This is a genomic window from Neobacillus sp. (assembly GCF_031988165.1).
In the GTDB taxonomy this organism is placed as follows: domain Bacteria; phylum Bacillota; class Bacilli; order Bacillales; family Cytobacillaceae; genus Neobacillus; species Neobacillus rhizosphaerae.
The window spans coordinates 125,879-147,047 of record NZ_DALZYO010000001.1 but is presented as its reverse complement, the minus strand read 5'-3'; the positions used below and the strand labels follow the sequence as shown (position 1 = coordinate 147,047).

At 39.8% G+C, this 21,169-nt stretch carries 22 protein-coding genes and 1 riboswitch; of the genes, 4 read left to right on the top strand and 18 right to left on the bottom strand.

Annotated elements, in window-relative coordinates; genetic code table 11:
• Positions 1-3: 3 nt before the first annotated feature.
• A complete protein-coding gene (locus RTR43_RS00735; RefSeq protein ID WP_312468955.1) occupies positions 4-1,305 on the bottom strand; it encodes an EAL domain-containing protein in 1,302 nt (433 codons plus the stop codon).
• Between the two features lie 185 nt (positions 1,306-1,490).
• Here RTR43_RS00735 and RTR43_RS00730 point away from each other — a divergent pair, with 185 nt between their 5' ends.
• Both RTR43_RS00730 and RTR43_RS00725 read left to right on the top strand, forming a co-directional pair.
• Positions 1,491-1,757 (top strand): DUF3055 domain-containing protein, encoded by a 267-nt coding sequence (locus tag RTR43_RS00730; RefSeq protein WP_248734722.1) that lies wholly within the window; start codon positions 1,491-1,493, stop codon positions 1,755-1,757.
• Between the two features lie 60 nt (positions 1,758-1,817).
• The gene (locus tag RTR43_RS00725) at positions 1,818-2,102 is read left to right on the top strand and encodes a cytosolic protein (RefSeq protein WP_312468954.1); all 285 of its coding nucleotides are present in this window, start codon (positions 1,818-1,820) and stop codon (positions 2,100-2,102) included.
• Between the two features lie 36 nt (positions 2,103-2,138).
• Here RTR43_RS00725 and RTR43_RS00720 read toward each other — a convergent pair whose 3' ends face one another.
• Positions 2,139-2,414, bottom strand: a complete 276-nt coding sequence (locus RTR43_RS00720; protein ID WP_248734724.1) for a YutD family protein — start codon at positions 2,412-2,414, stop codon at positions 2,139-2,141.
• A 116-nt stretch (positions 2,415-2,530) separates the two neighbouring features.
• On the opposite strand from RTR43_RS00720, the gene RTR43_RS00715 reads away from it, so the two are divergent.
• Positions 2,531-3,166, top strand: a complete 636-nt coding sequence (locus tag RTR43_RS00715; protein ID WP_312468951.1) for a YhcN/YlaJ family sporulation lipoprotein — start codon at positions 2,531-2,533, stop codon at positions 3,164-3,166.
• 45 nt (positions 3,167-3,211) lie between these two features.
• Here the strand turns inward: RTR43_RS00715 and lipA are convergent, their stop codons facing one another.
• The gene (gene lipA / locus RTR43_RS00710; protein ID WP_312469111.1) at positions 3,212-4,162 is read right to left on the bottom strand and encodes a lipoyl synthase; all 951 of its coding nucleotides are present in this window, start codon (positions 4,160-4,162) and stop codon (positions 3,212-3,214) included.
• Positions 4,163-4,314: 152 nt separating this feature from the next.
• Here lipA and RTR43_RS00705 point away from each other — a divergent pair, with 152 nt between their 5' ends.
• Positions 4,315-5,307, top strand: coding sequence for a M23 family metallopeptidase (locus RTR43_RS00705; protein ID WP_396954503.1), 993 nt, complete (start codon positions 4,315-4,317; stop codon positions 5,305-5,307).
• Between the two features lie 26 nt (positions 5,308-5,333).
• Here RTR43_RS00705 and yunB read toward each other — a convergent pair whose 3' ends face one another.
• From yunB to RTR43_RS00630, 15 genes are all read right to left on the bottom strand, one after another.
• Positions 5,334-6,104: a sporulation protein YunB gene (yunB, locus tag RTR43_RS00700; protein WP_312468949.1), complete on the bottom strand. Its 771-nt coding sequence runs from the start codon at positions 6,102-6,104 to the stop codon at positions 5,334-5,336.
• A gap of 124 nt (positions 6,105-6,228) precedes the next feature.
• The gene (locus RTR43_RS00695) at positions 6,229-6,531 is read right to left on the bottom strand and encodes a YunC family protein (protein ID WP_248734821.1); all 303 of its coding nucleotides are present in this window, start codon (positions 6,529-6,531) and stop codon (positions 6,229-6,231) included.
• Positions 6,532-6,632: 101 nt separating this feature from the next.
• Positions 6,633-7,985, bottom strand: a complete 1,353-nt coding sequence (locus RTR43_RS00690) for a bifunctional metallophosphatase/5'-nucleotidase (protein ID WP_312468948.1) — start codon at positions 7,983-7,985, stop codon at positions 6,633-6,635.
• Positions 7,986-7,991: 6 nt separating this feature from the next.
• The gene (locus RTR43_RS00685; RefSeq protein ID WP_312468947.1) at positions 7,992-8,813 is read right to left on the bottom strand and encodes a sulfite exporter TauE/SafE family protein; all 822 of its coding nucleotides are present in this window, start codon (positions 8,811-8,813) and stop codon (positions 7,992-7,994) included.
• 192 nt (positions 8,814-9,005) lie between these two features.
• Positions 9,006-9,851 (bottom strand): DUF72 domain-containing protein, encoded by an 846-nt coding sequence (locus tag RTR43_RS00680; RefSeq protein WP_312468945.1) that lies wholly within the window; start codon positions 9,849-9,851, stop codon positions 9,006-9,008.
• A gap of 282 nt (positions 9,852-10,133) precedes the next feature.
• A complete protein-coding gene (locus RTR43_RS00675; RefSeq protein WP_312468944.1) occupies positions 10,134-10,937 on the bottom strand; it encodes a GH25 family lysozyme in 804 nt (267 codons plus the stop codon).
• A 351-nt stretch (positions 10,938-11,288) separates the two neighbouring features.
• Positions 11,289-12,686, bottom strand: coding sequence for a Fe-S cluster assembly protein SufB (gene sufB / locus RTR43_RS00670; RefSeq protein WP_312468943.1), 1,398 nt, complete (start codon positions 12,684-12,686; stop codon positions 11,289-11,291).
• A 51-nt stretch (positions 12,687-12,737) separates the two neighbouring features.
• The gene (gene sufU, locus RTR43_RS00665) at positions 12,738-13,178 is read right to left on the bottom strand and encodes a Fe-S cluster assembly sulfur transfer protein SufU (RefSeq protein ID WP_312468942.1); all 441 of its coding nucleotides are present in this window, start codon (positions 13,176-13,178) and stop codon (positions 12,738-12,740) included.
• Complete coding sequence (locus RTR43_RS00660) at positions 13,168-14,397, bottom strand: cysteine desulfurase (protein WP_312468940.1); 1,230 nt, start codon at positions 14,395-14,397, stop codon at positions 13,168-13,170. Before RTR43_RS00660 ends, sufU begins: the two co-directional genes overlap by 11 nt.
• Positions 14,397-15,707: a Fe-S cluster assembly protein SufD gene (gene sufD, locus RTR43_RS00655; RefSeq protein WP_312468939.1), complete on the bottom strand. Its 1,311-nt coding sequence runs from the start codon at positions 15,705-15,707 to the stop codon at positions 14,397-14,399. Before sufD ends, RTR43_RS00660 begins: the two co-directional genes overlap by 1 nt.
• Before the next feature lie 21 nt (positions 15,708-15,728).
• Complete coding sequence (sufC, locus tag RTR43_RS00650; RefSeq protein WP_248734736.1) at positions 15,729-16,514, bottom strand: Fe-S cluster assembly ATPase SufC; 786 nt, start codon at positions 16,512-16,514, stop codon at positions 15,729-15,731.
• A gap of 389 nt (positions 16,515-16,903) precedes the next feature.
• Entirely contained in the window at positions 16,904-17,734 is an 831-nt protein-coding gene (locus RTR43_RS00645) for a MetQ/NlpA family ABC transporter substrate-binding protein (RefSeq protein WP_312468936.1), read from the bottom strand.
• Between the two features lie 16 nt (positions 17,735-17,750).
• Positions 17,751-18,416, bottom strand: coding sequence for a methionine ABC transporter permease (locus tag RTR43_RS00640; RefSeq protein ID WP_312468935.1), 666 nt, complete (start codon positions 18,414-18,416; stop codon positions 17,751-17,753).
• Positions 18,409-19,434, bottom strand: a complete 1,026-nt coding sequence (locus RTR43_RS00635) for a methionine ABC transporter ATP-binding protein (RefSeq protein ID WP_312468934.1) — start codon at positions 19,432-19,434, stop codon at positions 18,409-18,411. The genes RTR43_RS00640 and RTR43_RS00635 overlap by 8 nt, the downstream gene beginning before the upstream one ends.
• A 163-nt stretch (positions 19,435-19,597) precedes the next feature.
• A riboswitch (SAM riboswitch) is annotated at positions 19,598-19,706 on the bottom strand.
• Between the two features lie 132 nt (positions 19,707-19,838).
• Positions 19,839-21,155, bottom strand: coding sequence for an O-acetylhomoserine aminocarboxypropyltransferase/cysteine synthase family protein (locus RTR43_RS00630; protein WP_312468933.1), 1,317 nt, complete (start codon positions 21,153-21,155; stop codon positions 19,839-19,841).
• Positions 21,156-21,169 lie beyond the last annotated feature (14 nt).

Here is a 21,169-nt window from a genome sequence, read left to right as displayed (position 1 = left end):
ATTCTAAGTTGCCATACTATTTACCAGCGCGGATGGCCGTGCATAAAAATACCCTTGAGCTAGATCAACATTATGCCGCATGAGCACGGATGCTTCCTCTTCGTTCTCAATCCCTTCTGCGACTACTAATGAACCCGCTTCTCTTGCAATCAACATTATTCCCTTTAACATCGATTCTTTTAATGAATTCTTATCAATGTTTTGAATGACAGACCGGTCAATTTTAATAATATCGGGCATGATTTCACCAATTGTACTCAAACTGGAATAGCCGGCTCCTGTATCATCCATGGCAATCCGAAACCCCATTAATCGTAACATTTTTAGATTATAAATGAAATTCTTCAAGCCCTCGATGGAATCGGTTTCGGTCACTTCAAAGGTAATTTGCTTAGATGAAATCCCTTTATATTGCTGCATTAGATTTTTCAAATCGCGGGTAAAGCGGATATTTCCAAGTGTCAGCGGTGTACAATTGACAAAGATATCTTGGCGGCATCTCGTTGCCTTTATTTGTCCTAAAACCTTTTCAATGACAATCATTTCAAGTTCATACAGCATACCTGTCTGCCTAGCAACGGAAAAAAGCGGTAATGGACTTTCTAAGAGCGTTCCTTTGGGACCGCGGGTAAGCATTTCCAAGGCGCATATTTCTTTAGTTGCTACATTTATAATCGGCTGTGCTAATAATATAATATCCTTTTTGGAAATAATTCTTTTGACGGAAAACACCATTTCATTAAATTCAGATTTGACTCTTTTCTCTGCCATTGCAATGGCCTGCCTATGGGCTCTTTCAATGGAATCGTTTAGTGAATAATACTTTTTTTCAACGAACATATAGCCTGTGACAAATATTGGCTGGATAGAGGGATAATGTTTATGCAGGCTCCGCTCCACAAGAGAGGTAATTTTTTTCATAAGAGAATCGATTTCAGAGAGGCAAAGACGAGCATCGTCAACCTTTATGTATAGCGTCAAACTATCACCATAAAAATCATGAAGTGTAATGACATTCTGCTTCTCTATCTCCAATTCAACAGCAATGCGGAAAATTTTTTTTATCTGCTTTTTAAATTGCAAAAATAGCGATTGACTTAATTCTTCTGATAATTCGTTCATATTTTTTAAATTAAAAACAAGAACAGCGACTTCACAACCATCATTAATGGCAGATGTTACTCCTTCTAAAACTGGATTCCGTAAAACAAACGGGGGAGGATAAAAACGAATGGACGACAGGGGTAATAAAAGTTTTCCCCATTGCATTACATTCGTAAATTTTTCCATGTTACGACGGACCATTAAATCATCCCTCTCAGAGGACATTATTCGAGATTTAGTAATATTATAACATAATTTGACATCTTTCGTATTTTTTCAACAGCAACATTCTTGAAATATTTGCATGAAATTTGTTTTAGGTCCCATCACTTTGATTAATTTGTTACTATATAGAAGATGTCAATTTATTAAAGGAGACCTTCTAAATGAAAGAACGCTTTTTTTTATATGATGATACAGAGGATACAAAAACAAGATTTGTCAGCTTTGTCGGAGAAAACCAACGATTTGATTTAGCCATCGTTCAAAGCAATCGCCATTACGGGAAGCAACTTGTCTTAGATATTCAGGGAAATCGCTTTGCGATTATTGGCCACGATGATTTACAAGAGGAAGGCTATTTAGAGCATGCGTTTCAATTAAATGAAGCAGATGCCGAGGAATTACGCTCCTTCTTAATGGAATTAGTCTAATGTCCGTTCATGTTTTTCGCGGCATCCGGCATACTAATAGGTAAAAAGGAGCGTGAAAACATGACAGAAAAAGATTCAAAAATATCCACTGAATTATCGAATGTAGAGAAGCAGCAAAATTTCTTGACTGCACAAGAATTTCCAGAAGGACCTTATGGTTCATCGATTAGAGTTAACGATTCTGTTCAAAATAAAAGCACTCCATGGAAGGAAGGGCAGCGTCATTATAGTGCTTTCAATTATGAAACCAAATCACTGCACCAGGATTTACCAAGGCAGATGGATGGGGCACACCCCACACATGATGACCCGGATAAAGATGAACAGGGACCGTATAACAAATAATTGAATCAAAAAAACGAAGGGTTCAGTCCCTTCGTTTCATTTTTTTACTTTTTTCAATACAAAATAAGCACAGCCGAAATTACAGTACTCATAAAGGTACTCACTTAATGTACTTATTTTTGAATCAAAGGTAGCCTTTTGATTTTGGTCATCAAAAAAACCCTTTAACCGGAGCTGTCCATAACCCCAATCCCCGACGATATAATCATATCTCGATAATATATCACTATACCTTGCTTTAAGAGCTTCTTCATTAAAACCGTTCCGATGTTCCTGCACTATTTCATACATCGTATTATTAATTACAAACATGCTTTCTCACACCTCTTTTACCAAACAATTCCTACTATCATTATAACCAATTCCCCATCAATTGCTAAGAAAAAAAATCTTCCCTTTGGCTATTCTAATAAGAGGAGGTGAATAAGTTGAAAAAATTAATCATAATCATGGGATTATGTACGTTAACAGCCTTAACCGGCTGCTCAAAGAATATGGCGGGTCGTGATGTATATGAGGAAAGCGGCAACACCATTAACGTCAACAATAAAAGGCATGATCTTTATAATGAAGGAGCCAGCCGTGGCGTTCGGAATGTTAGCAATAACTACGGCTTTGTCCGTCACCAAAAAAGTCCGTTGATGAATGATAATACAGCTAATAACCACTATACGGCGTTAGACCGTGAGCAGGTTGCTAATGCCATTAGTAAATACAGTACCAATATTCCCCATGTGAACGATGTAGCAACACTTGTCACCGATCAGGAAGTACTTATTGCCTATCAAACCGATTCAAAGGATAGGAATTTAACAGCGGATCAGGTGAAGAAAACCGCGATGTCAATTGTTCCTAGATATTACCACGTTTACGTCACAGACAATAAAGTGTTAATACGGGATGTGGAAAATCTCGCTAATCTGGATTCAACAAGCAGGAATGCCCGCAATTTAGTCAGTGGGCTGATTACCCAAATGAAAAAATCTCCACAAGGATTGCGAATGAACGCGAGTGAAGATGAAAATGGTCTCACCCCAGATGACCATAATATAAAAAGACGCTAATCAAAAGAGTTCAGACCCAAGGTTTTGGGCTGAACTCTTTAATATTTATGCTTCTTTTGCTTCTTTTTCACCTAATAATTGTTTATGCTTTGCCGCGGCATTAACTTGTTCGTCAGCATGGTAGGAAGAACGAACAAGCGGACCTGCCTCACAGTGGCTAAAGCCCTTGCTGAGAGCAATTTGCTGCAATTCCTTAAATTCATCAGGGGAATAATATTTTTCAACCTTTATATGACTCCTTGTTGGCTGTAAATATTGTCCAATGGTCATGATATCTACATTGTTTGTTCGTAAATCATCCATCACTTCAATAATTTCTTCTTTTGTTTCACCAAGTCCAATCATTAAACTTGATTTTGTCGGGATCGTTGGCTGCATCTCCTTTGCTCGGCGGAGAAACTCAAGTGAACGGTCATATTTTGCACGCGCCCTTACTCTTGGGGTCAAGCGTCTTACCGTCTCAATATTATGATTTAAGATATCTGGTTTAGCATCCATTAACAGCTGTAAATTTTCTTCTTTGCCGCCCATATCGGAAGGAAGAACTTCAATACTAGTAAATGGACTTTTGCGACGGATCGCGCGAACGGTTTCTGCAAAAACAGCGGCCCCTCCATCCTTTAAATCATCGCGGGCAACTGCTGTAACAACTACATGCTTAAGGTTCATCAATTGAACAGAGTCTGCAACCCTCTCTGGTTCCTGCCAATCCAGTTCAGTCGGCAGCCCTGTTTTTACCGCACAAAAGCGACAAGCACGGGTACATGTATCCCCTAGAATCATGAAGGTTGCCGTTCTTCTTTCGGCCCAGCATTCATGAATATTAGGGCAACGAGCTTCCTCACACACGGTATGAAGATTTTTTTCACGCATCATTTTCTTTAATCCAGTGTAAGCTTCATTCGTGTTCAGCTTTATTTTTAGCCAATCCGGCTTTCTTAATATTTCTTCTTTCTTACTCATTCTTACACCCCTTGAATTTCTATTATTACTTATGGATAAGTGAGTTCTTCTGAATCACTTTAACATACTGCAAATAGAACGACAAGCAGGCTAGCTTTACTTTCGGATTACCAATTATTAACCCTAATGAAATTGCTAAGAAGTCATAAACTAAACTTGTACATTAACTGGAAGGAGGATTCCTGGTGCGTACTGTTGTCATAATTGGAACTTTCCTTTTATTCTTTTTCTTTTCATTGGCTGTTAGAGATGCTCATGCAAAAGAACCTGTTCCCTATCAGGAAAGAATGATGCTTTATCAAAAGATTGAAACGGTTACGCAAATTCCTTGGTATTACTTAGCGGCCGTTGATCAATATGAAAGAAGTATCCGCCTTGCCCGTCGCGATTTGCCAAAACCAGAAAGCACAATTGCCATTTATTTTAGACCTGAACAATGGGCCGGTTTAACGAACCCTAATATTAAGGAGGAAAACCCTGCTGTTATCCAGTTTTTTGATGGGATTGGTGGCGATGGGGATGGCGATGGACAAGCGAGTTTAAAGAATGACGAGGATGTTTTATATTCGTTTGCCAAATATCTTCTTTCATATGGGGTCGATGATGATAATCTAAAAATTGGATTATGGAATTACTATCACCGTGATAAAACCGTAGGAATTATTGTGGGAAAGGCAAAAATATATCGTCATTTTGGCCGGATTAATTTAGATAAACAAGTATTCCCTGTGCCTATTCGCTCAAATCACAGCTATCGCAGTACATGGGGGGATGCACGTGGCTGGGGCGGAAGAAGGATCCATGAAGGGACTGATATTTTTGCCGGCTATGGGGTCCCTGTTCGAGCTACCAGCTATGGGATTATTGAAATGAAAGGCTGGAACAAGTTCGGCGGCTGGAGAATCGGTATCCGCGACATTAATAACACGTATCATTATTTTGCTCATCTCAGTGGCTTTGCCAAGGATTTGAAGGTTGGACAAATCGTCGAGCCAGGCATGGTTGTTGGAGGTGTCGGTAGCTCCGGGTACGGTCCACCGGGAACCTCAGGGAAATTCCCGCCCCATTTACATTATGGGATGTACAAAGACAATGGGATTACAGAATGGTCATTTGACCCCTACCCGCATTTGGCCAAATGGAAGCGTCTTGAACGGATGAATACGAAGAAGAAATAAGGACTTCCATCGGTGGATAGTCCTTATTAATTTCCAGACTTATCTTTAGGGAGTTGAAGAGAAGGTGGAGAGCTGTTTCCTCCATTATAATATTGTGGAACAACTCCCTGTACTAACGTTCCACCCACAAAAATGCTTTGGTCCAGTTTGGTTATTTTTGTAGCAAACGGCGTAATGATTCGAACAGACACTTCTAAATGAATGGAAACATCTATCCATGTATTATTAATCCCGATAGGTTTAGGATCTATTTTTACATCCGGACGGACATCACCAATGGCATTAAATTTCACCGGAATTTTAGGACCTAAATTACCGAATAAGGCGATATTGGTTGCTTGACCGATTGGGACATACCAAACAATCCCATCTGAGTGTTTCGTGACGTTTGTTTCAATTTCCACATCGGTTACATGCTCTAACGATGAAAGGTCGCCTTTTTCTGCAGCTGTTAAGTTCTTTTGGATCTGACTTGTTATTTCAGATAATTTCCGATTGACGATCTCTGTTTTTAAATTAGCACTTGGTGCACTTCCGTTAGGGCCTGGAGTTATTTCAATTACATTATTAACATCCCCAAAGTCCACTGCCTTTTTACTAATCGCTTTATTTATTACCAATGAAGCTATTTTTCGGGTTTGTGACTCAGCATATCCCATGAGTATTGGCTCGATGCCTTTATTGACGAGCCATAAACCGGTAGCAGTGGAGAAAAGAAAAAAGACAAATGATAACAGAAGGACATAGCGGAAAGGCAGTTGTCCACGCCACTTGCGCCGTCTACGAAACTTGGCCAAGAAAATCACCCCTTCTTGCTATATGTATGCTTGAAGAAGAGGAACTAGCCTATTAAATTTTATGATAAAAAACGGCACCCTTTATCTCAACATATCAAAAAAAGCCCGCTACCCAAGCAGACTTTTAAATCATTTTCAGTAATGCATCCTTACCGATCATACCCTGATGAATACCTAATTCCTCTGCCTCCAAGGTAACTGACTCTAACGGCGCATTAAGAAGCTGATCAATCGTTCTTACTCCGACAGCCCGGCCGGCAATAATCTTGCGGTCCTTTAATTTTTCATTTAATAAGCCAACGTCTAAGGCACCGCACATGATATATCCCTTATCACTTGACACTGCAAGCAAGGTTGTTTTTGGAAGTAAAACCGAAACCGCCAAAAAAGTATGGCCATTAATTTCAATAGGTAAAAGATCAATCAAAGGGTCCCACACTCCTTTCCTCCCTACCACTTTATGATAATAGTTAAAAAAGAGTGTATTATAAGAAAAGCTCCAGCGCCTTGGCGTTGGAGCTAGACAAATCATAAATCCCTTTGCAATTTCCATTTTAAAATATCCCGCAGAAATTCCGGCAGAAAATATTTTTTTTGCTTATATGGAAGGACTCCTTTGAAAAAATGGCCAAAAGTGAACATATCCGGAAGGGCTAACGTGTAGGTCTTTTCATGGTTCAATTCACTACCATCCACAAAAATCGTGTTCCCCTGAAAGCTAATCCGATCATATACAAATACCCCCAAGATCGTGCCTCTGAAACCTAGGCCTTTTATATGCTTATGGTGTATACCCTCATCCTTCGATTCCCTCAAAATCTCATATAACTCCTTGCCTGTCAGTTCAACCACACACGGATTAATCGGATGGGGACAAATCGCAAGTAGGTCATAATCAGTAACATCGCCTGCTAATGGGCCTAATAGCAGGCCGGCGTTAATCATGGCACAATCGGCGCTACACCATTCTCTTAACGCCTTGCAAAGAAAAAGTGATAGCTCCGTTTCCTGGAAAGGATCATTCGGCATTTGTTTAATAAGAGAAGTGACTTTTTGATTTAACAGTTCCTTCCCTTTTTTTAAATAAGTAGCAATTTGCTCTTGTTCATTTTGAACAAGAGGTAGCTCCTTAACGTCATAGAGTATGGCGCTTTTGCTCTTTATTGTTTTTTGTTCATCTAAGCTAATGGTAATATGACCGACAAAATAACCATACTTCCCCGCTGCCCCGAGGAGTGTGTTGCCTACTTGCTTCCCTTCTTCTAGAAAATGATGGGTATGGGCACCCAAAATAACATCGATGTCAGGAAATTCAGCAGCGATTTGTTCATCTTCATGAAGCCCTAGATGAGAGAGTAGTATGATGACATCAGCATCGTCCTTTAATGAATGAAGCCATTTTTTCAGCTCAGACAGCGGTTCTGTTAGATTCCAGCCGAGCAATTCATAAAGCTGGATAAAGGGGGCCGTTAAACCGATAACGCCTATCCGTGTACCCTTTTTCGTATGATAGATGTTGTAAGGTTTTATCCAGTTGGGATATTCCTCTTTATTTTTATGAAGGTTCGCAACCAGGACATCGAACTCAGCTTCGTCATATAGGTGATTTAAATTTTCATAGGGAAGGTTAACCCCCTCATTATTGCCAATGGTGACGGCTGTAAATTCGCATTCATTTAAAAGGGCAATATTTCCCTGCCCTTTCGTCGCCTCTGTATATGGATGCCAGCGATCAATAAAATCACCAATGTCAAACAGGAAAACATCTTCTCCCACTTCTTGATGCATGGCCTTTTTCCGTGATAAAAACTGTTGGATACGAGGCCAATTTTCAAAGTGGCTGTGAACATCATTTGTATGATAAATATGGATCGTTTCCATTTTGCTTTACCCTGTAATTCCTTGGTAGATTAAACGGATACCAACAACGATAAGAATAATTCGGATGATCCAGACAATCGTTTTACTTTTTAACTTCGTGTTTAAAAATACACCAACCTTTGCGCCAATCCAAGCTCCAGGAACTAATGCTAAAGCGTAGAGCCAATTCACATTTCCTAAGGCAATATGTGTGATCGAGCTTAAGATAGATGTTGGTAAAATCATAAACATCGATGTAGCTGTGGCCACGTGCGGAGGGAAGAAAAACAATAAAATCATCGTTGGCACCATTAACGAACCGCCGCCAATTCCAAATATCCCTGACAAAAAGCCAACAACAAAGGAAATAAGAATTCCTATGTACGGACTAAAACCATATTCGAGACTCATGCCGCTATTATCGGTAAAAGTACGGACAATGCCCTTATCTTTTCGATAGGGAATCGGTTTTAATTTTTCTTTAGCTACTAACACTAGCGATACAAAAAGAATAAAAACTCCGAAATAAATATTAAACGAGTGCAAATCCAGCTTTTCAGTGACCCAGGCACCTAAGATACTCCCCGGACCGCTTCCGATTAGGAAAATCAAGCCGCTTTTATAATCAATTGTCTTATGTTTCATGTAGGATAACGTTGAAGATAGCCCTGTGAAAATCATTGTAAATAGGGAGGTTCCTACTACCACCTGTGGTGTAAGATGGCTGAAAGTTGATAATGTCGCTAAATAAAGTAAGGTAGGAACAATAATAATTCCTCCTCCCATGCCGATCAATGAACCTAGTGAGCTCGCTATCAGCCCTACAAAAACTAAGATAATCCATTCCATGTTTTCACCCTCTAAATCTGTGTTGTGAAGCTTTATGTTATGTCCAACTGTCTCAAGACGTTCTGTTAAGTAACTTAACACTAAAAAAAGTCGGCGTCTAGGTCAGGCCGACGGTTATTAAAATAAATCATGCTGTCTTGGATAGGACGGCTTCCTAAATTAATTCATGCTTGTGTTGAATAGGACGGCTTCCTAAAATAAATCCAGCTGTCTTGGAGCAAGTCCTTGGTATTCTATTTGCAAAAGATTCATCATTTCCTTGGCATTATCGGCCGCATCCCCGCCAGAGTTGTTGTTAAACAGGAGATAAACATTTAAGCTATCCTTGGCTAATTTTCGAATGGAATTTGCCCATTGTTGTAGTTCTTGTTGGTTATAGCGATAAAGATAGCGTACCTCACGCCAATTTTCGGCATTCCGTTTTTGCCAGCCATGAACGTTTCGACCATGAAATCTTACCAAAACTTTATCAGGATTGGTGTTCTCTAATACCGTTGGAATGGACCCCTCCCCAGATTGCGGTTCATCACAGATACTATGAATCCAGTTTTGTGTTTTTATAAAATCAAGTGTTTTTTGATAAAATTGAGGAGCGAACCAAGATTGGTGTCTGAACTCCAAGGCACATGGGTTGTCCCCCATTTCATTCCTACACCATCTTAAGTATTCAACATTTTCTCGTTTACATGTAAACCAGGGTGGAAATTGGAAGAGGACCATCGCCAATTTATTTGTTTCTATGTAGGGTTCCAATGACTCTTTAAAGGCATTAAACATAGCTTGTCTGTTTTCAAATGGGATTTCACCACGCAAATGCCCGGTCATGCCTTGGTAGGCTTTGACGATAAACTGGAAGCCTGTTGGTGTTTCATTGACCCACTTCTCAGCATTTCTTTTTGGCTGAATCGCATAAAAAGCCGAATCCACTTCCACTATCGGAAAATGGCCTGCATATTCCTTTAATTTATCTCTAGAAGAGATTTGACCTGAATATAGGCTGTCATGGTCGCCCCAGCCTGTTACACCGATGTAGATCATAACTGTCCCCCCCACAACTAATATTAACATAACTTTTTTCACTTCTATCTGCTAGGGCAATAAATAATTATATAACCTGATTAATTAGTATAAGCCTTACACATCTCAAATATTGTACAAGCCTAAATAGTTTTATGGAGGTGTTTGAAAATGGCAACAGTTCTGGAGTCAGTATTTTTACGAGATGTGCAAGGTCAAATGATACTCATGAATTGCGCAGTTTTACAGTTCAAGGATCTTCTGTAACGCATGATGGTACATAAATGATGTGCTTTAACCAAATCAAAACATGACTGCCCATGTCCTAGGACCAACAATTCCATCAACCACTAATCCTTTTCGTTTTTGGTAAGCTTTCACTGCCGCTTCTGTTATCGGTCCGAAAATACCATCTGGAGTGACACCAACTACTCGTTGAATTCGTTCCACGTCTTTCCCCCTTGAACCTTTTTTTATCAAATAACCAGGGTAGGCAACGATGGAAGCAAGCGGTTTTGGAGTTGGTTTGGAAGGTGCGAAATCACGGTAAGACCAGTCCATGTCTACATTCCCATTAATACCGTTAACCTTACCGGAATTCGTATATTGCCAAATGTCTGCATTTCTCCCCAAAGTACTATTATAACGGGCAATCCACAACGCAGATGTGGTAAGTCGGCTTTCATCCAATTGCTCTTCTAAGAAAGCCTTACCGGTATAAAGCATGGCAACATAGCCTGCATTTGTTAACGCATCAAGGAAAGCAATAGCAGCATCTGTTAGGACCGTTTTATTTGCCCCACTTTTATTTTCTTCAAGATCTAATACAGCCGGGTAGGTAAGCTGGTATCCTTTTATAACACTTAGAAAATAGGCTGCTTCAGCTTTAGCTTCAGCTATAGTTCCAAACTTTGCATAATGATAGGCCCCAACATCGATGCCTGCACTATTCGCTTTTGGTACGTTTTCATTAAACCAAGATACAAACGAATAAGAAGTTCCTTCTGTTGCTTTCAAGAACGCAAATTTAACCCCATCTCCTGCTACTTTGTTCCAATCGATATTTCCATCCCAATGTGAAACGTCGATTCCTTTAATTTGAGTCATTATTCATCACCTCTATATATTTTTATGTTATTTATAAGGAATTACTTGTACTACTCACTAATTTCCGGGTTTGCAAAACAATTTTTGATTAAAATATGGCCAGAATTCTTTTGGAAAAATTGATTGGCTCATTTTTCGATGATTATGGCTCATTTTTTCATGTTATTGGCTCATTTTTCAATGGTTTGGCTCATTTCTTCACGATATTGGCTCATTTTCCTGGATTATTGGCTTTTTTACCAAATAAACCCAAATCAAACCCCATTTTCCATAAAAAAAGAATCCGCAGAAAAAATATACGGATTCAATAACTATTTATATATGTTTGGTTTGATACAGTCTTGCTTACCCTTAGCCGATAGAGCCTTCCATCTCGAATTTGATGAGACGATTCATTTCAACGGCATATTCCATTGGTAATTCTTTTGTAAATGGCTCGATGAAGCCCATAACAATCATTTCTGTCGCTTCTTGCTCAGAAATACCGCGGCTCATTAGATAGAAGAGCTGCTCTTCAGATACTTTAGAAACCTTCGCTTCATGCTCTAGTGAGATATTGTCATTTAAGATTTCATTATATGGAATCGTATCGGATGTCGACTGATTATCCATAATTAATGTATCACATTCAATATTAGAACGGGCCCCATCTGCTTTACGGCCAAATTGAACGATACCACGATAAGTAACTTTACCACCGTGCTTAGAAATCGATTTCGATACAATCGTTGACGACGTATTTGGAGCTAAATGAATCATTTTTGCTCCAGCATCCTGGTGCTGGCCCTTACCGGCAATCGCAATCGATAACGTCATGCCGCGGGCGCCTTCACCTTTTAAAATAACAGCTGGATACTTCATTGTCAGCTTAGAACCGATGTTGCCATCAATCCATTCCATTGTTGCGTTTGCGTCACAAACCGCGCGCTTAGTAACAAGGTTAAAGACATTGTTTGCCCAGTTTTGAATCGTTGTATAACGGCAGTAAGCATCCTTTTTAATAACGATTTCAACAACGGCGCTGTGTAAGGAATTCGTTGTATAAACCGGAGCTGTACATCCCTCTACATAATGCACATGTGCACCCTCATCCACGATGATTAACGTCCGCTCGAATTGTCCCATGTTTTCGGAGTTAATCCGGAAGTAGGCTTGTAACGGCGTATCCACTTTAATACCTGGTGGTACATAGATGAATGAACCGCCAGACCAAACTGCAGAATTCAAGGCAGCAAACTTGTTATCTGTTGGTGGGATGGTTTTTCCAAAGTGCTCACGGAAAATATCTTCATTTTCTCTTAAAGCGGAATCCGTATCCTTAAACACGATTCCTAATGCTTCAAGGTCTTCCTTCATGTTATGGTAAACAACCTCTGATTCATATTGAGCAGATACCCCAGCAAGATACTTTTGCTCTGCTTCAGGAATTCCTAATTTATCAAAAGTTGCCTTAATTTCTTCAGGTACCTCGTCCCATGATTTCTCTGATTTCTCAGATGGCTTTACATAATAGGTGATTTCATCGAAGCTTAATGAATTCAAGTCTCCGCCCCATTGCGGCATTGGCATCTTGTAAAAATGTTCGAGTGATTTTAAGCGGAAGTCAAGCATCCACTGCGGTTCATTCTTCATTTTTGAAATCTCTTCGACAATCTCACGTGTTAAACCACGTTTAGATCGGAATATGGAAACGTCTTTATCGGCAAAACCGTATTTATAATCACCGATTTCCGGCATTTTTTTCGCCATCGTCGTATTCCTCCTTCTTAAGCGAATGGGGCAAACATAGCCCTATTCGGTCTATTGTTGTTCCTCTTCCTTCAATCCTTTTTCCATCGCTTTCCACGCTAATGTGGCACATTTAATCCGCGCTGGAAACTTGCAAACCCCTTGAAGTGCTTCGATATCACCTAAATCGATATCGTCCTCATATTCTTTTCCCTGCATCATATCAGAAAAAATCTTGGCCAGCTTAAAAGCATCCTCCACTTTTTTACCCTTAATAGCTTGGGTCATCATAGAAGCGGATGACATCGAAATCGAACAGCCTTCCCCTTCGTACCTTGCGTTTGTGACGATTCCATCTTCCACTTTCATGGTCAATTGAATCCGGTCACCACAAGTCGGGTTATTCATATTAATGGTATGACTGCCATCTTCAAGAATACCGCGATTGCGGGGATTTTTATAATGATCCATAATTACTTGCCGGTATAATGTATCTAAATTATTAGAAGACATCGCTGAAATACTCCTTTGTTTTGACAAGTCCTTCAACTAATTTATCTATATCTTCTTCCGAATTGTATAAATAGAAACTAGCACGTGCAGTTGCTGAAGCCTTAAGCCACTTCATCAGCGGCTGAGCACAATGATGTCCAGCGCGGACAGCAATCCCTTCCGCATCTAATACAGTTGCGACATCATGCGGATGAACATCCGCCAAATTAAACGTAACCATCCCGGTTCGTTTGGCAGGATCGAACGGACCGTAAATGGTCATGCCCTCAATAGCAGCCATTTTTTCTAGCGCGTAAGCAGCAAGCTTTTGATCATGCTCGGCAATATTGTCTAAACCGATATCATTTAAAAAGTCGATAGCTGCTCCAAGACCGATGGCTCCGGCGATGATAGGCGTGCCACCCTCAAATTTCCACGGCAATTCCTTCCAGGTTGATTCATACAATTGTACAAAATCAATCATTTCGCCGCCAAATTCAATTGGTTCCATGTTTTCAAGCAGATGTTTTTTTCCATAAAGAACGCCAATCCCAGTAGGGCCACACATTTTGTGTCCTGAAAAAGCTAGAAAATCACAGTCCAAATCTTGAACATCCACTTTCATATGTGGCGCACTTTGCGCACCATCAACGACCATAATAGCGCCATTTTCATGGGCAATTTGGGCAATTTCTTTAACAGGATTGATCACACCAAGGACATTCGATACGTGCATGACAGACACAATCTTCGTGTTAGTCGTAATGGTCGCACGGACATCATCCAGTGAAATCGTTCCGTCTTCTTGAAGTGGAATGTATTTCAATTGAGCTCCCGTCCTTCTTGCCACCTGCTGCCATGGAATGATATTACTATGGTGCTCCATATAAGTAATGACTATTTCATCGCCTTCTTTTAAGTTTGCTGCCGCATAGCTCGCTGCAACAGTATTAAGGGATGTCGTCGTTCCTTTTGTAAAAATAACTTCTTGAGTCGATTTAGCATTGATAAACTTACGAACCTTTTCCCGTGCACCTTCGTAAGCATCCGTTGCTCTTGTTCCTAATGTATGCACACCACGGTGAACATTGGAATTGATTTCACGATAATATTTTTCAATCGTTTCAATTACTTGGAGCGGCTTCTGTGATGTAGCAGAACTGTCTAAATACACTAACGGATTTCCATTCACTTCTTGGTCTAAAATGGGAAATTGTTTGCGAATATCCTGGATATTCATTAGCGAACTTTCCTTTCAATCACTTCTGTTAATTGTTTCTTTACTCCTTCAATTGGTAGCTGTTTCACCACAGGAGCTAAGAAACCGTGAATGACCAAACGTTCCGCTTCTTTTTTTGAAATCCCGCGGCTCATTAGGTAATACAGCTGTACTGGGTCAACACGCCCAACAGAAGCGGCGTGACCAGCCACAACATCATCCTCATCAATCAAGAGAATAGGATTGGCATCACCGCGTGCTTTTTCACTGAGCATTAATACACGTGAAGTTTGTTCTGCATCCGATTTAGAGGCCCCGTGTTCAATTTTCCCAATTCCGTTAAAGATAGAAGTTGCACTATCCTTCACAACACCATGATTTAGGATATTCCCAGTTGTATGTTTGCCAAAATGAACAACCTTCGTAGTGAAGTTTTGTGTTTGCTCCCCGCGTCCGACAACAACCGTTTTTGTATCGCCATTAGAACCATCGCCAAGTAAATTGGTTGTGTTTTCCGAGATCGTATTTCCCTCGTTCATCAAACCAAGTGCCCATTCAATGTTAGCATCTCTGCCGGCAACACCGCGGCGATTGACATAAGTGGTAACTCCCTTAGCCAAAGTATCAACAGCACCATATTGAATCTTCGCATTTACATTCGCAATCACTTCGGTCAAGATGTTGACTAAAGTATTGGATGTTTCTATTGTAGAAATGTAATTTTCTACGTATGTTACTGAACTGTTATCATCTGCGACAACAATAACATGATTAAATAGATTGGCTTCAGCATCATCGTGGACATAAACAGCTTGAATCGGTTCAGTAATTTCCACATTTTTAGGAACGTATAAGAATACCCCGCCATTCACAAGTGCCGCATGAAGAGCAGTTAAGCGATGTTCATCAACGTTAATAGCCTGTGTCATGAAATACTTTTTCAACTGGTCGCCATGTTCCCGTGCTGCTGTAAAAATATCGGTAAAAATAACACCTTTGCTTTTTAAGTCTTCTGATAAAGCTAAATAAGCAGGAGTTTGATTTCGTTGAATATACAAATTCTTATTTTTAGCATCCAGATCAACTAATTCCTTTACCTCTTCCGGCAGTTCAGCAAGTGATGAATAGACATCGCTTTTAACGGTATGTTGATTGAATTGCGTGAAATTCCATTTATCGATTTTCGTTTTATCAGGTCTAGGCATTGGCAATTGATCTAAATCATTTAATGCCTTTAGACGAAACTCTTCAAACCATGCAGGCTCGTTCATTTCTTTTGAAAAAGAACTAACAAACCCCTTATCAAATGGTAATTTTGTTTCTATTGTCATTTTAATCCTCCTAACACTCTCTTACGCTTCTTGCCCAACTGTTTCATCTTCAATTCCGAGCTCTTGCTTGATCCAGTCATATCCTTCTGCTTCTAAGCGTTGTGCCAGTTCTGGTCCGCCTGATTTCACAATACGACCTTGCATCATAACGTGCACATAGTCAGGAGTGATATAGTTTAAAAGACGTTGATAGTGGGTGATCACTAGGCAGCCAAACTCTTCGCCGCGCATTTCATTGATTCCCTTTGAAACAACCTTGAGGGCATCGATGTCTAATCCGGAGTCGATTTCATCCAAGATTGCAATTTTTGGTTGTAACATCATTAATTGCAAAATTTCATTGCGTTTTTTCTCCCCGCCTGAGAAACCTTCGTTTAAATAGCGTTGTGCCATATCTAGATCCATTTCTAGAAATTCCATTTGTTTGTCCATTTGACGGATAAATTTCATTAGGGAAATCTCATTTCCTTCGCCAAGGCGGCTATTGATGGCTGAACGTAAAAAATCAGCATTCGTTACGCCGTTAATTTCACTTGGATATTGCATCGCTAAGAATAGACCTGCACGAGCGCGCTCATCTACTTCCATTTCAAGAACATTTTGTCCGTCTAACGTAATGTTTCCACTAGTTACTTCATATTTTGGGTGTCCCATGATTGCTGAGGATAAAGTTGATTTACCAGTACCATTTGGACCCATGATTGCGTGGATTTCCCCACCCTTTATTTCAAGGTTTACACCTTTTAAAATTTCTTTTCCATCAATTTCTACATGTAAATCTTTGATCGTTAAAGTTGATCCAGCCATATCTATACCTCCGAAAAGAAAGTTTTGTATCCTGTAGACCGCTTTGGTCTCCATTTCTATTCTCATTTTATTCTCATTCCAATCTTATAACAAATGAAATGTATTAGCAACTCTAAAACAGTAAAAACAGTGTTGCTATTTTCATTAACCAAACTGTAAATGAGAATGAGAGTATTTTTTTAGAGAAAATTCTAATAATAATATTATGTGAAATACATCCGATAAAAATCATACCTCATTTTTCGGATATTTCCAACTGAATTACATTGTTAAACCCATTCTATTTTCACCCAATTAGCAGGATTCATGTATGTAGTCACCTGCCTCAATTGAAAGAGGAAAAGCCAGTGAATTATTCACTGGCTTATGTCTTTCTTCCTATTTATATATTACTTAGAAACCGGCACAACGGCTCCTTTGTATTTTTCAAGAATGAAGTCTTGGATTTCTTTTGAATGAAGAACTTCGACAAGTGCTTTGATAGTATCTTTGTCTTTGTCCTTAGAACGAACGACAACAAGGTTTGCCGGTACAACATCACTGCCTTCAAATGCAATACCATATTTTCCGATGTCAATACCGCCTTCTAATGCGTAGTTCGTATTAATGACAACCGCATCACCTTCACCGCTGTCGAAGGAAGATGCTAATAATTTTGCTTCAATTAATGTTGAGAAATCAAGGTTTTTTGGATTTTCGACAATATCCTCAACTCTCGCATTCGCGCCAACACCTTTTTTAAGCTTAATTAAACCTTCTTTTTCAAAAATAGGTAAAATACGTCCATGGTCACTTAGTGAATCACTCATAATAATTTTTGCACCTTTTGGAAGGTCTTTTAAACTTTTATATTTTTTAGAATAAATTCCGATTGGTTCCTTATGAATTTCACCAACACTCACAAAATCAAAATCCTTATTTTCTTTCATTTGCAGTTCTAAATACCCTGGTGTTTGAAAATAATTTGCATCGAGTTCTTTATCCCTTAACGCTACGTTTGGTAGGATATAATCTTGAAAAACTTTTACTTCTAGATCAATGCCTTTTTTCTTTAATAAAGGTTTTGCCGCCTCTAGCACTTCCGCATGCGGTACAGAAGATGCACCAACAACTAATTTCTTGTTACCATCTTTTCCTGCCGTATCGTTTTTAGCACCGCCGCACGCTGTTAGAGCAAATGCTAATAGCGCAATTACAATCAAACTAAATACCTTTTTCATTAATTAACCCCTCCTGTTATCGTTTATCTGTTTTCTTTGTAAAATAATCTCCAACAAATTGGATGATAAAAACTAAAATTAAAATCGCAATCGTTGCAACTAAGGTGACAATAGGTCGATTGCGTTGAAAACCTTCAAGGTAGGCAAAATGTCCAAGCCCGCCAGCCCCAATGACTCCGGCCATTGCTGTAAAGCTGACTAGAGAAATGGCGGTGACGGTAACCCCTGAAATTAATGCCGGCAAAGATTCCGGTATTAATACTTTAAAAATGATATGAAAATGTGTTGCACCCATCGATTGCGATGCCTCAATAACACCTTTATCGATTTCCCTAAGGGCTATTTCTACCATTCGTGCATAAAAAGGAGCTGCTCCAATAATTAGGGCTGGTAGCGCCGCATTTGCACCGAGCATTGTCCCAAGCAATAATTTTGTAAAAGGAATTAATAAAACGATTAATATAATAAAAGGGATGGATCTGAAAATATTCACAAAGCCTGCAATAATAACATTAACAGGCCGATTAGCCCAGATATTACCTTTATCTGTTAAAAACAAAAGTAGACCAAGGAATAATCCTAAAATAAAGGTTGCAAACACGGAAATGGAAGTCATATAAATAGTTTCACGTGTTGCTTCTAATAATTGTTCCCAATTGACCATTTCCATAAAGTTAGCCATTACTGATCACCTCCACGCCTACTTGCTGTGAGTGAATATAATCGATGGCTTTCTGTATTTCGCTAGATTGCCCATCCAAATGGATAAATAATGTTCCGTAAGATCCGTTTTGCGTGTGTGATATTTTCCCTTGAAGAATATTTACAACAACATTGAAATCCTTGATGATGTTTGTGATTAATGGCTGTTCTGCTGCTTCTCCAATGAAAGAGAGCTGAACCACTTGGCCAGACGGATAAAGTTCGAGTAAATGTTTGATTGTTTCTTTCGTTTCTTCCGGTTCTGTTACCTGTTGGACAAACCTTTTTGTAATTGGCTCCTGTGGATTTTTAAATACATCTAACACGGAACCAAGCTCAACTACTCGACCACTTTCCATCACTGCCACCCGGTGGCAGATTTTACGAATAACATGCATTTCATGTGTGATCAAGACAATCGTTAACCCGAGTCGCTTATTGATATCAACTAACAATTCCAAAATGGAATCTGTCGTTTGCGGATCGAGTGCTGAGGTCGCTTCATCACAAAGCAATACTTTTGGATTATTAGCTAGTGCCCTAGCAATCCCAACCCGCTGTTTTTGCCCGCCGCTTAGCTGGGATGGATAGGCATTTTCTCTGCCTTCAAGACCAACTAGTTTAATGAGCTCAGCGACCCTGTTCTTTCTTTGCGTTCCGTTTACACCAGCAATCTCTAAGGGGAACGCAATATTTTCGCTAACTGTCCTTGACCACAGCAAGTTAAAATGCTGGAATATCATGCTGATTTCTTGACGTGCCTTCCGAAGCTCAGCTCCCTTAATCTTCGAAATAACCCGTCCAGCCACGGTGACACTTCCCTCCGTTGGCAGCTCCAGTCCATTCAACATGCGAATCAAGGTGCTTTTTCCAGCACCACTGTAACCAATTACTCCGAAAATTTCTCCTGCTTGTACTTCAAGGTTCACATCATCAACAGCTTTTAACTCACCCTGTTTGGAAGGAAAAATTTTGCGGACATTCTTTATTGAAATCACCTAAATCACCTGCTTCTTATCCGATTTACCTAAAATTCTGAAAGATTCTGTTGGTACATATCTTGTAAATATAGACTTTGACTGTTTTATCGAAAAGATTCTATTTTTAAAAAATAAAAAGCCTCTCTGCACAGGCAGAAAGGCATCATGAAAATAATCCTTTCTCCCATCTCCCAAAGCAATCGCTTTGTGTGAATTGGCACCATTTCAATATAAATATTGACGGTTGCCGGGCTTCATCGGGCACATCCCTCCACCTCTCTTGATAAGAGTTAACAGCATTCTATATTCAATTAACACGTTAAAATGTTTAAGTAATTATATTATGAAAATTATCGTATCACGGATAAAAAGTGGTGTCAACGTAAACTTCTTCATTTTGGGAAAAATTAAATTAGGTAATTTTAGGCATTTGCTTTCAATGAAGCCAAACCGGTTGCTGCCTCAATGGCTGATTCGAGATCTTCAATTAAATCTTCGACATTCTCAATGCCGATGGACAGGCGAATTAAATCCTCAGATACTCCTGCCGATTTGAGACCTTCCGCATCTAATTGCTGATGGGTTGTACTTGCCGGGTGAATGATTAAACTTTTTGCATCCCCAACGTTAGCCACGTGAGCCCATAGTGTAATCGAATCAATCAGTTTAGCACCTGCTTCTTTCCCACCCTTAATACCAAAAATAACCATCGAGCCTGCGCCTTTCGGTAAATACTTTTTGGATAATTCATAATCAGGATGGGATGAATGCCCTGGATAGGAAACCCACTCAACGGCAGGATGATTTACTAAATATTCCACAACCTTTCCTGTATTGGCCACATGCTCCTTCATTCGAACATGAAGGGTTTCAAGTCCAAGTACAAACTGGAACGAATTTTGTGGACTTAAAGCTGGCCCTAAGTCACGTAGTAACTGAACACGTGCTTTGATAATATATGCGACTGCACCTAGAGCCTCGGCATAAACAAGATCATGGTAGCTTGCATCTGGAGTCGTGAAGCCAGGGAACTTCGGTGAATTCCAATCAAATTTCCCGCCATCGACAATGACCCCGCCTGTTGTTGTGCCATTACCTAAGAGCCATTTTGTCGCCGAGTGAATGACAATGTCTGCCCCGTGCTCAATTGGTCTGCAAAGATATGGTGTAGCAAAGGTATTGTCAATAATTAACGGAACCCCGGCCTCATGGGCAATATTCGCTACTTTTTCTATATCAAGAACGCGTAAGCTGGGATTACCGATTGTTTCAGCAAAGACCGCTTTTGTCTTTTCTGTGATCGCCGTGCGGAAATTCTCAGGATTGTCCGCATCGACAAATTTCACTTTAATTCCATACTTTGGAAGAGTAATAGCAAGCAAATTATACGTTCCACCATAGAGATTCGCGGCGGAAACAATTTCATCGCCTGCTTCGGCAAGGTTTAATATCGCTAGCGTAATCGCAGCCATGCCGCTTGCAACCGCGAGTGCTCCGACGCCGCCTTCCAATAGAGCAACTCTTTCTTCAAAAACAGTGGTGGTTGGATTGTGTATCCGAGTGTATATATAACCAGGTTCTTTTAATCCAAATAAGTTAGCCGCATGCTCAGTGTTTTTAAATTGATAGGCATTGTTTTGATAAATAGGAACAGCACGAGCACCTGTCACCGGATCTGGAGACAACCCACCATGAACACTCAATGTTTCAAAACGATACTTCTTTTGATTTTCTCCCATTCCTCTCGCTCCTT

Coding starts and splice junctions, on each gene's coding strand:
- RTR43_RS00735 (WP_312468955.1), bottom strand. CDS start 1,305: ATGGTCCGTCGTAACATGGAAAAATTTACGAATGTAATGCAATGGGGA.
- RTR43_RS00730 (WP_248734722.1), top strand. CDS start 1,491: ATGAAAGAACGCTTTTTTTTATATGATGATACAGAGGATACAAAAACA.
- RTR43_RS00725 (WP_312468954.1), top strand. CDS start 1,818: ATGACAGAAAAAGATTCAAAAATATCCACTGAATTATCGAATGTAGAG.
- RTR43_RS00720 (WP_248734724.1), bottom strand. CDS start 2,414: ATGTTTGTAATTAATAATACGATGTATGAAATAGTGCAGGAACATCGG.
- RTR43_RS00690 (WP_312468948.1), bottom strand. CDS start 7,985: ATGGAAACGATCCATATTTATCATACAAATGATGTTCACAGCCACTTT.
- RTR43_RS00685 (WP_312468947.1), bottom strand. CDS start 8,813: ATGGAATGGATTATCTTAGTTTTTGTAGGGCTGATAGCGAGCTCACTA.
- RTR43_RS00680 (WP_312468945.1), bottom strand. CDS start 9,851: ATGATCTACATCGGTGTAACAGGCTGGGGCGACCATGACAGCCTATAT.
- RTR43_RS00675 (WP_312468944.1), bottom strand. CDS start 10,937: ATGACTCAAATTAAAGGAATCGACGTTTCACATTGGGATGGAAATATC.
- sufB (WP_312468943.1), bottom strand. CDS start 12,686: ATGGCGAAAAAAATGCCGGAAATCGGTGATTATAAATACGGTTTTGCC.
- sufU (WP_312468942.1), bottom strand. CDS start 13,178: ATGTCTTCTAATAATTTAGATACATTATACCGGCAAGTAATTATGGAT.
- RTR43_RS00660 (WP_312468940.1), bottom strand. CDS start 14,397: ATGAATATCCAGGATATTCGCAAACAATTTCCCATTTTAGACCAAGAA.
- sufD (WP_312468939.1), bottom strand. CDS start 15,707: ATGACAATAGAAACAAAATTACCATTTGATAAGGGGTTTGTTAGTTCT.
- sufC (WP_248734736.1), bottom strand. CDS start 16,514: ATGGCTGGATCAACTTTAACGATCAAAGATTTACATGTAGAAATTGAT.
- RTR43_RS00645 (WP_312468936.1), bottom strand. CDS start 17,734: ATGAAAAAGGTATTTAGTTTGATTGTAATTGCGCTATTAGCATTTGCT.
- RTR43_RS00640 (WP_312468935.1), bottom strand. CDS start 18,416: ATGGCTAACTTTATGGAAATGGTCAATTGGGAACAATTATTAGAAGCA.
- RTR43_RS00630 (WP_312468933.1), bottom strand. CDS start 21,155: ATGGGAGAAAATCAAAAGAAGTATCGTTTTGAAACATTGAGTGTTCAT.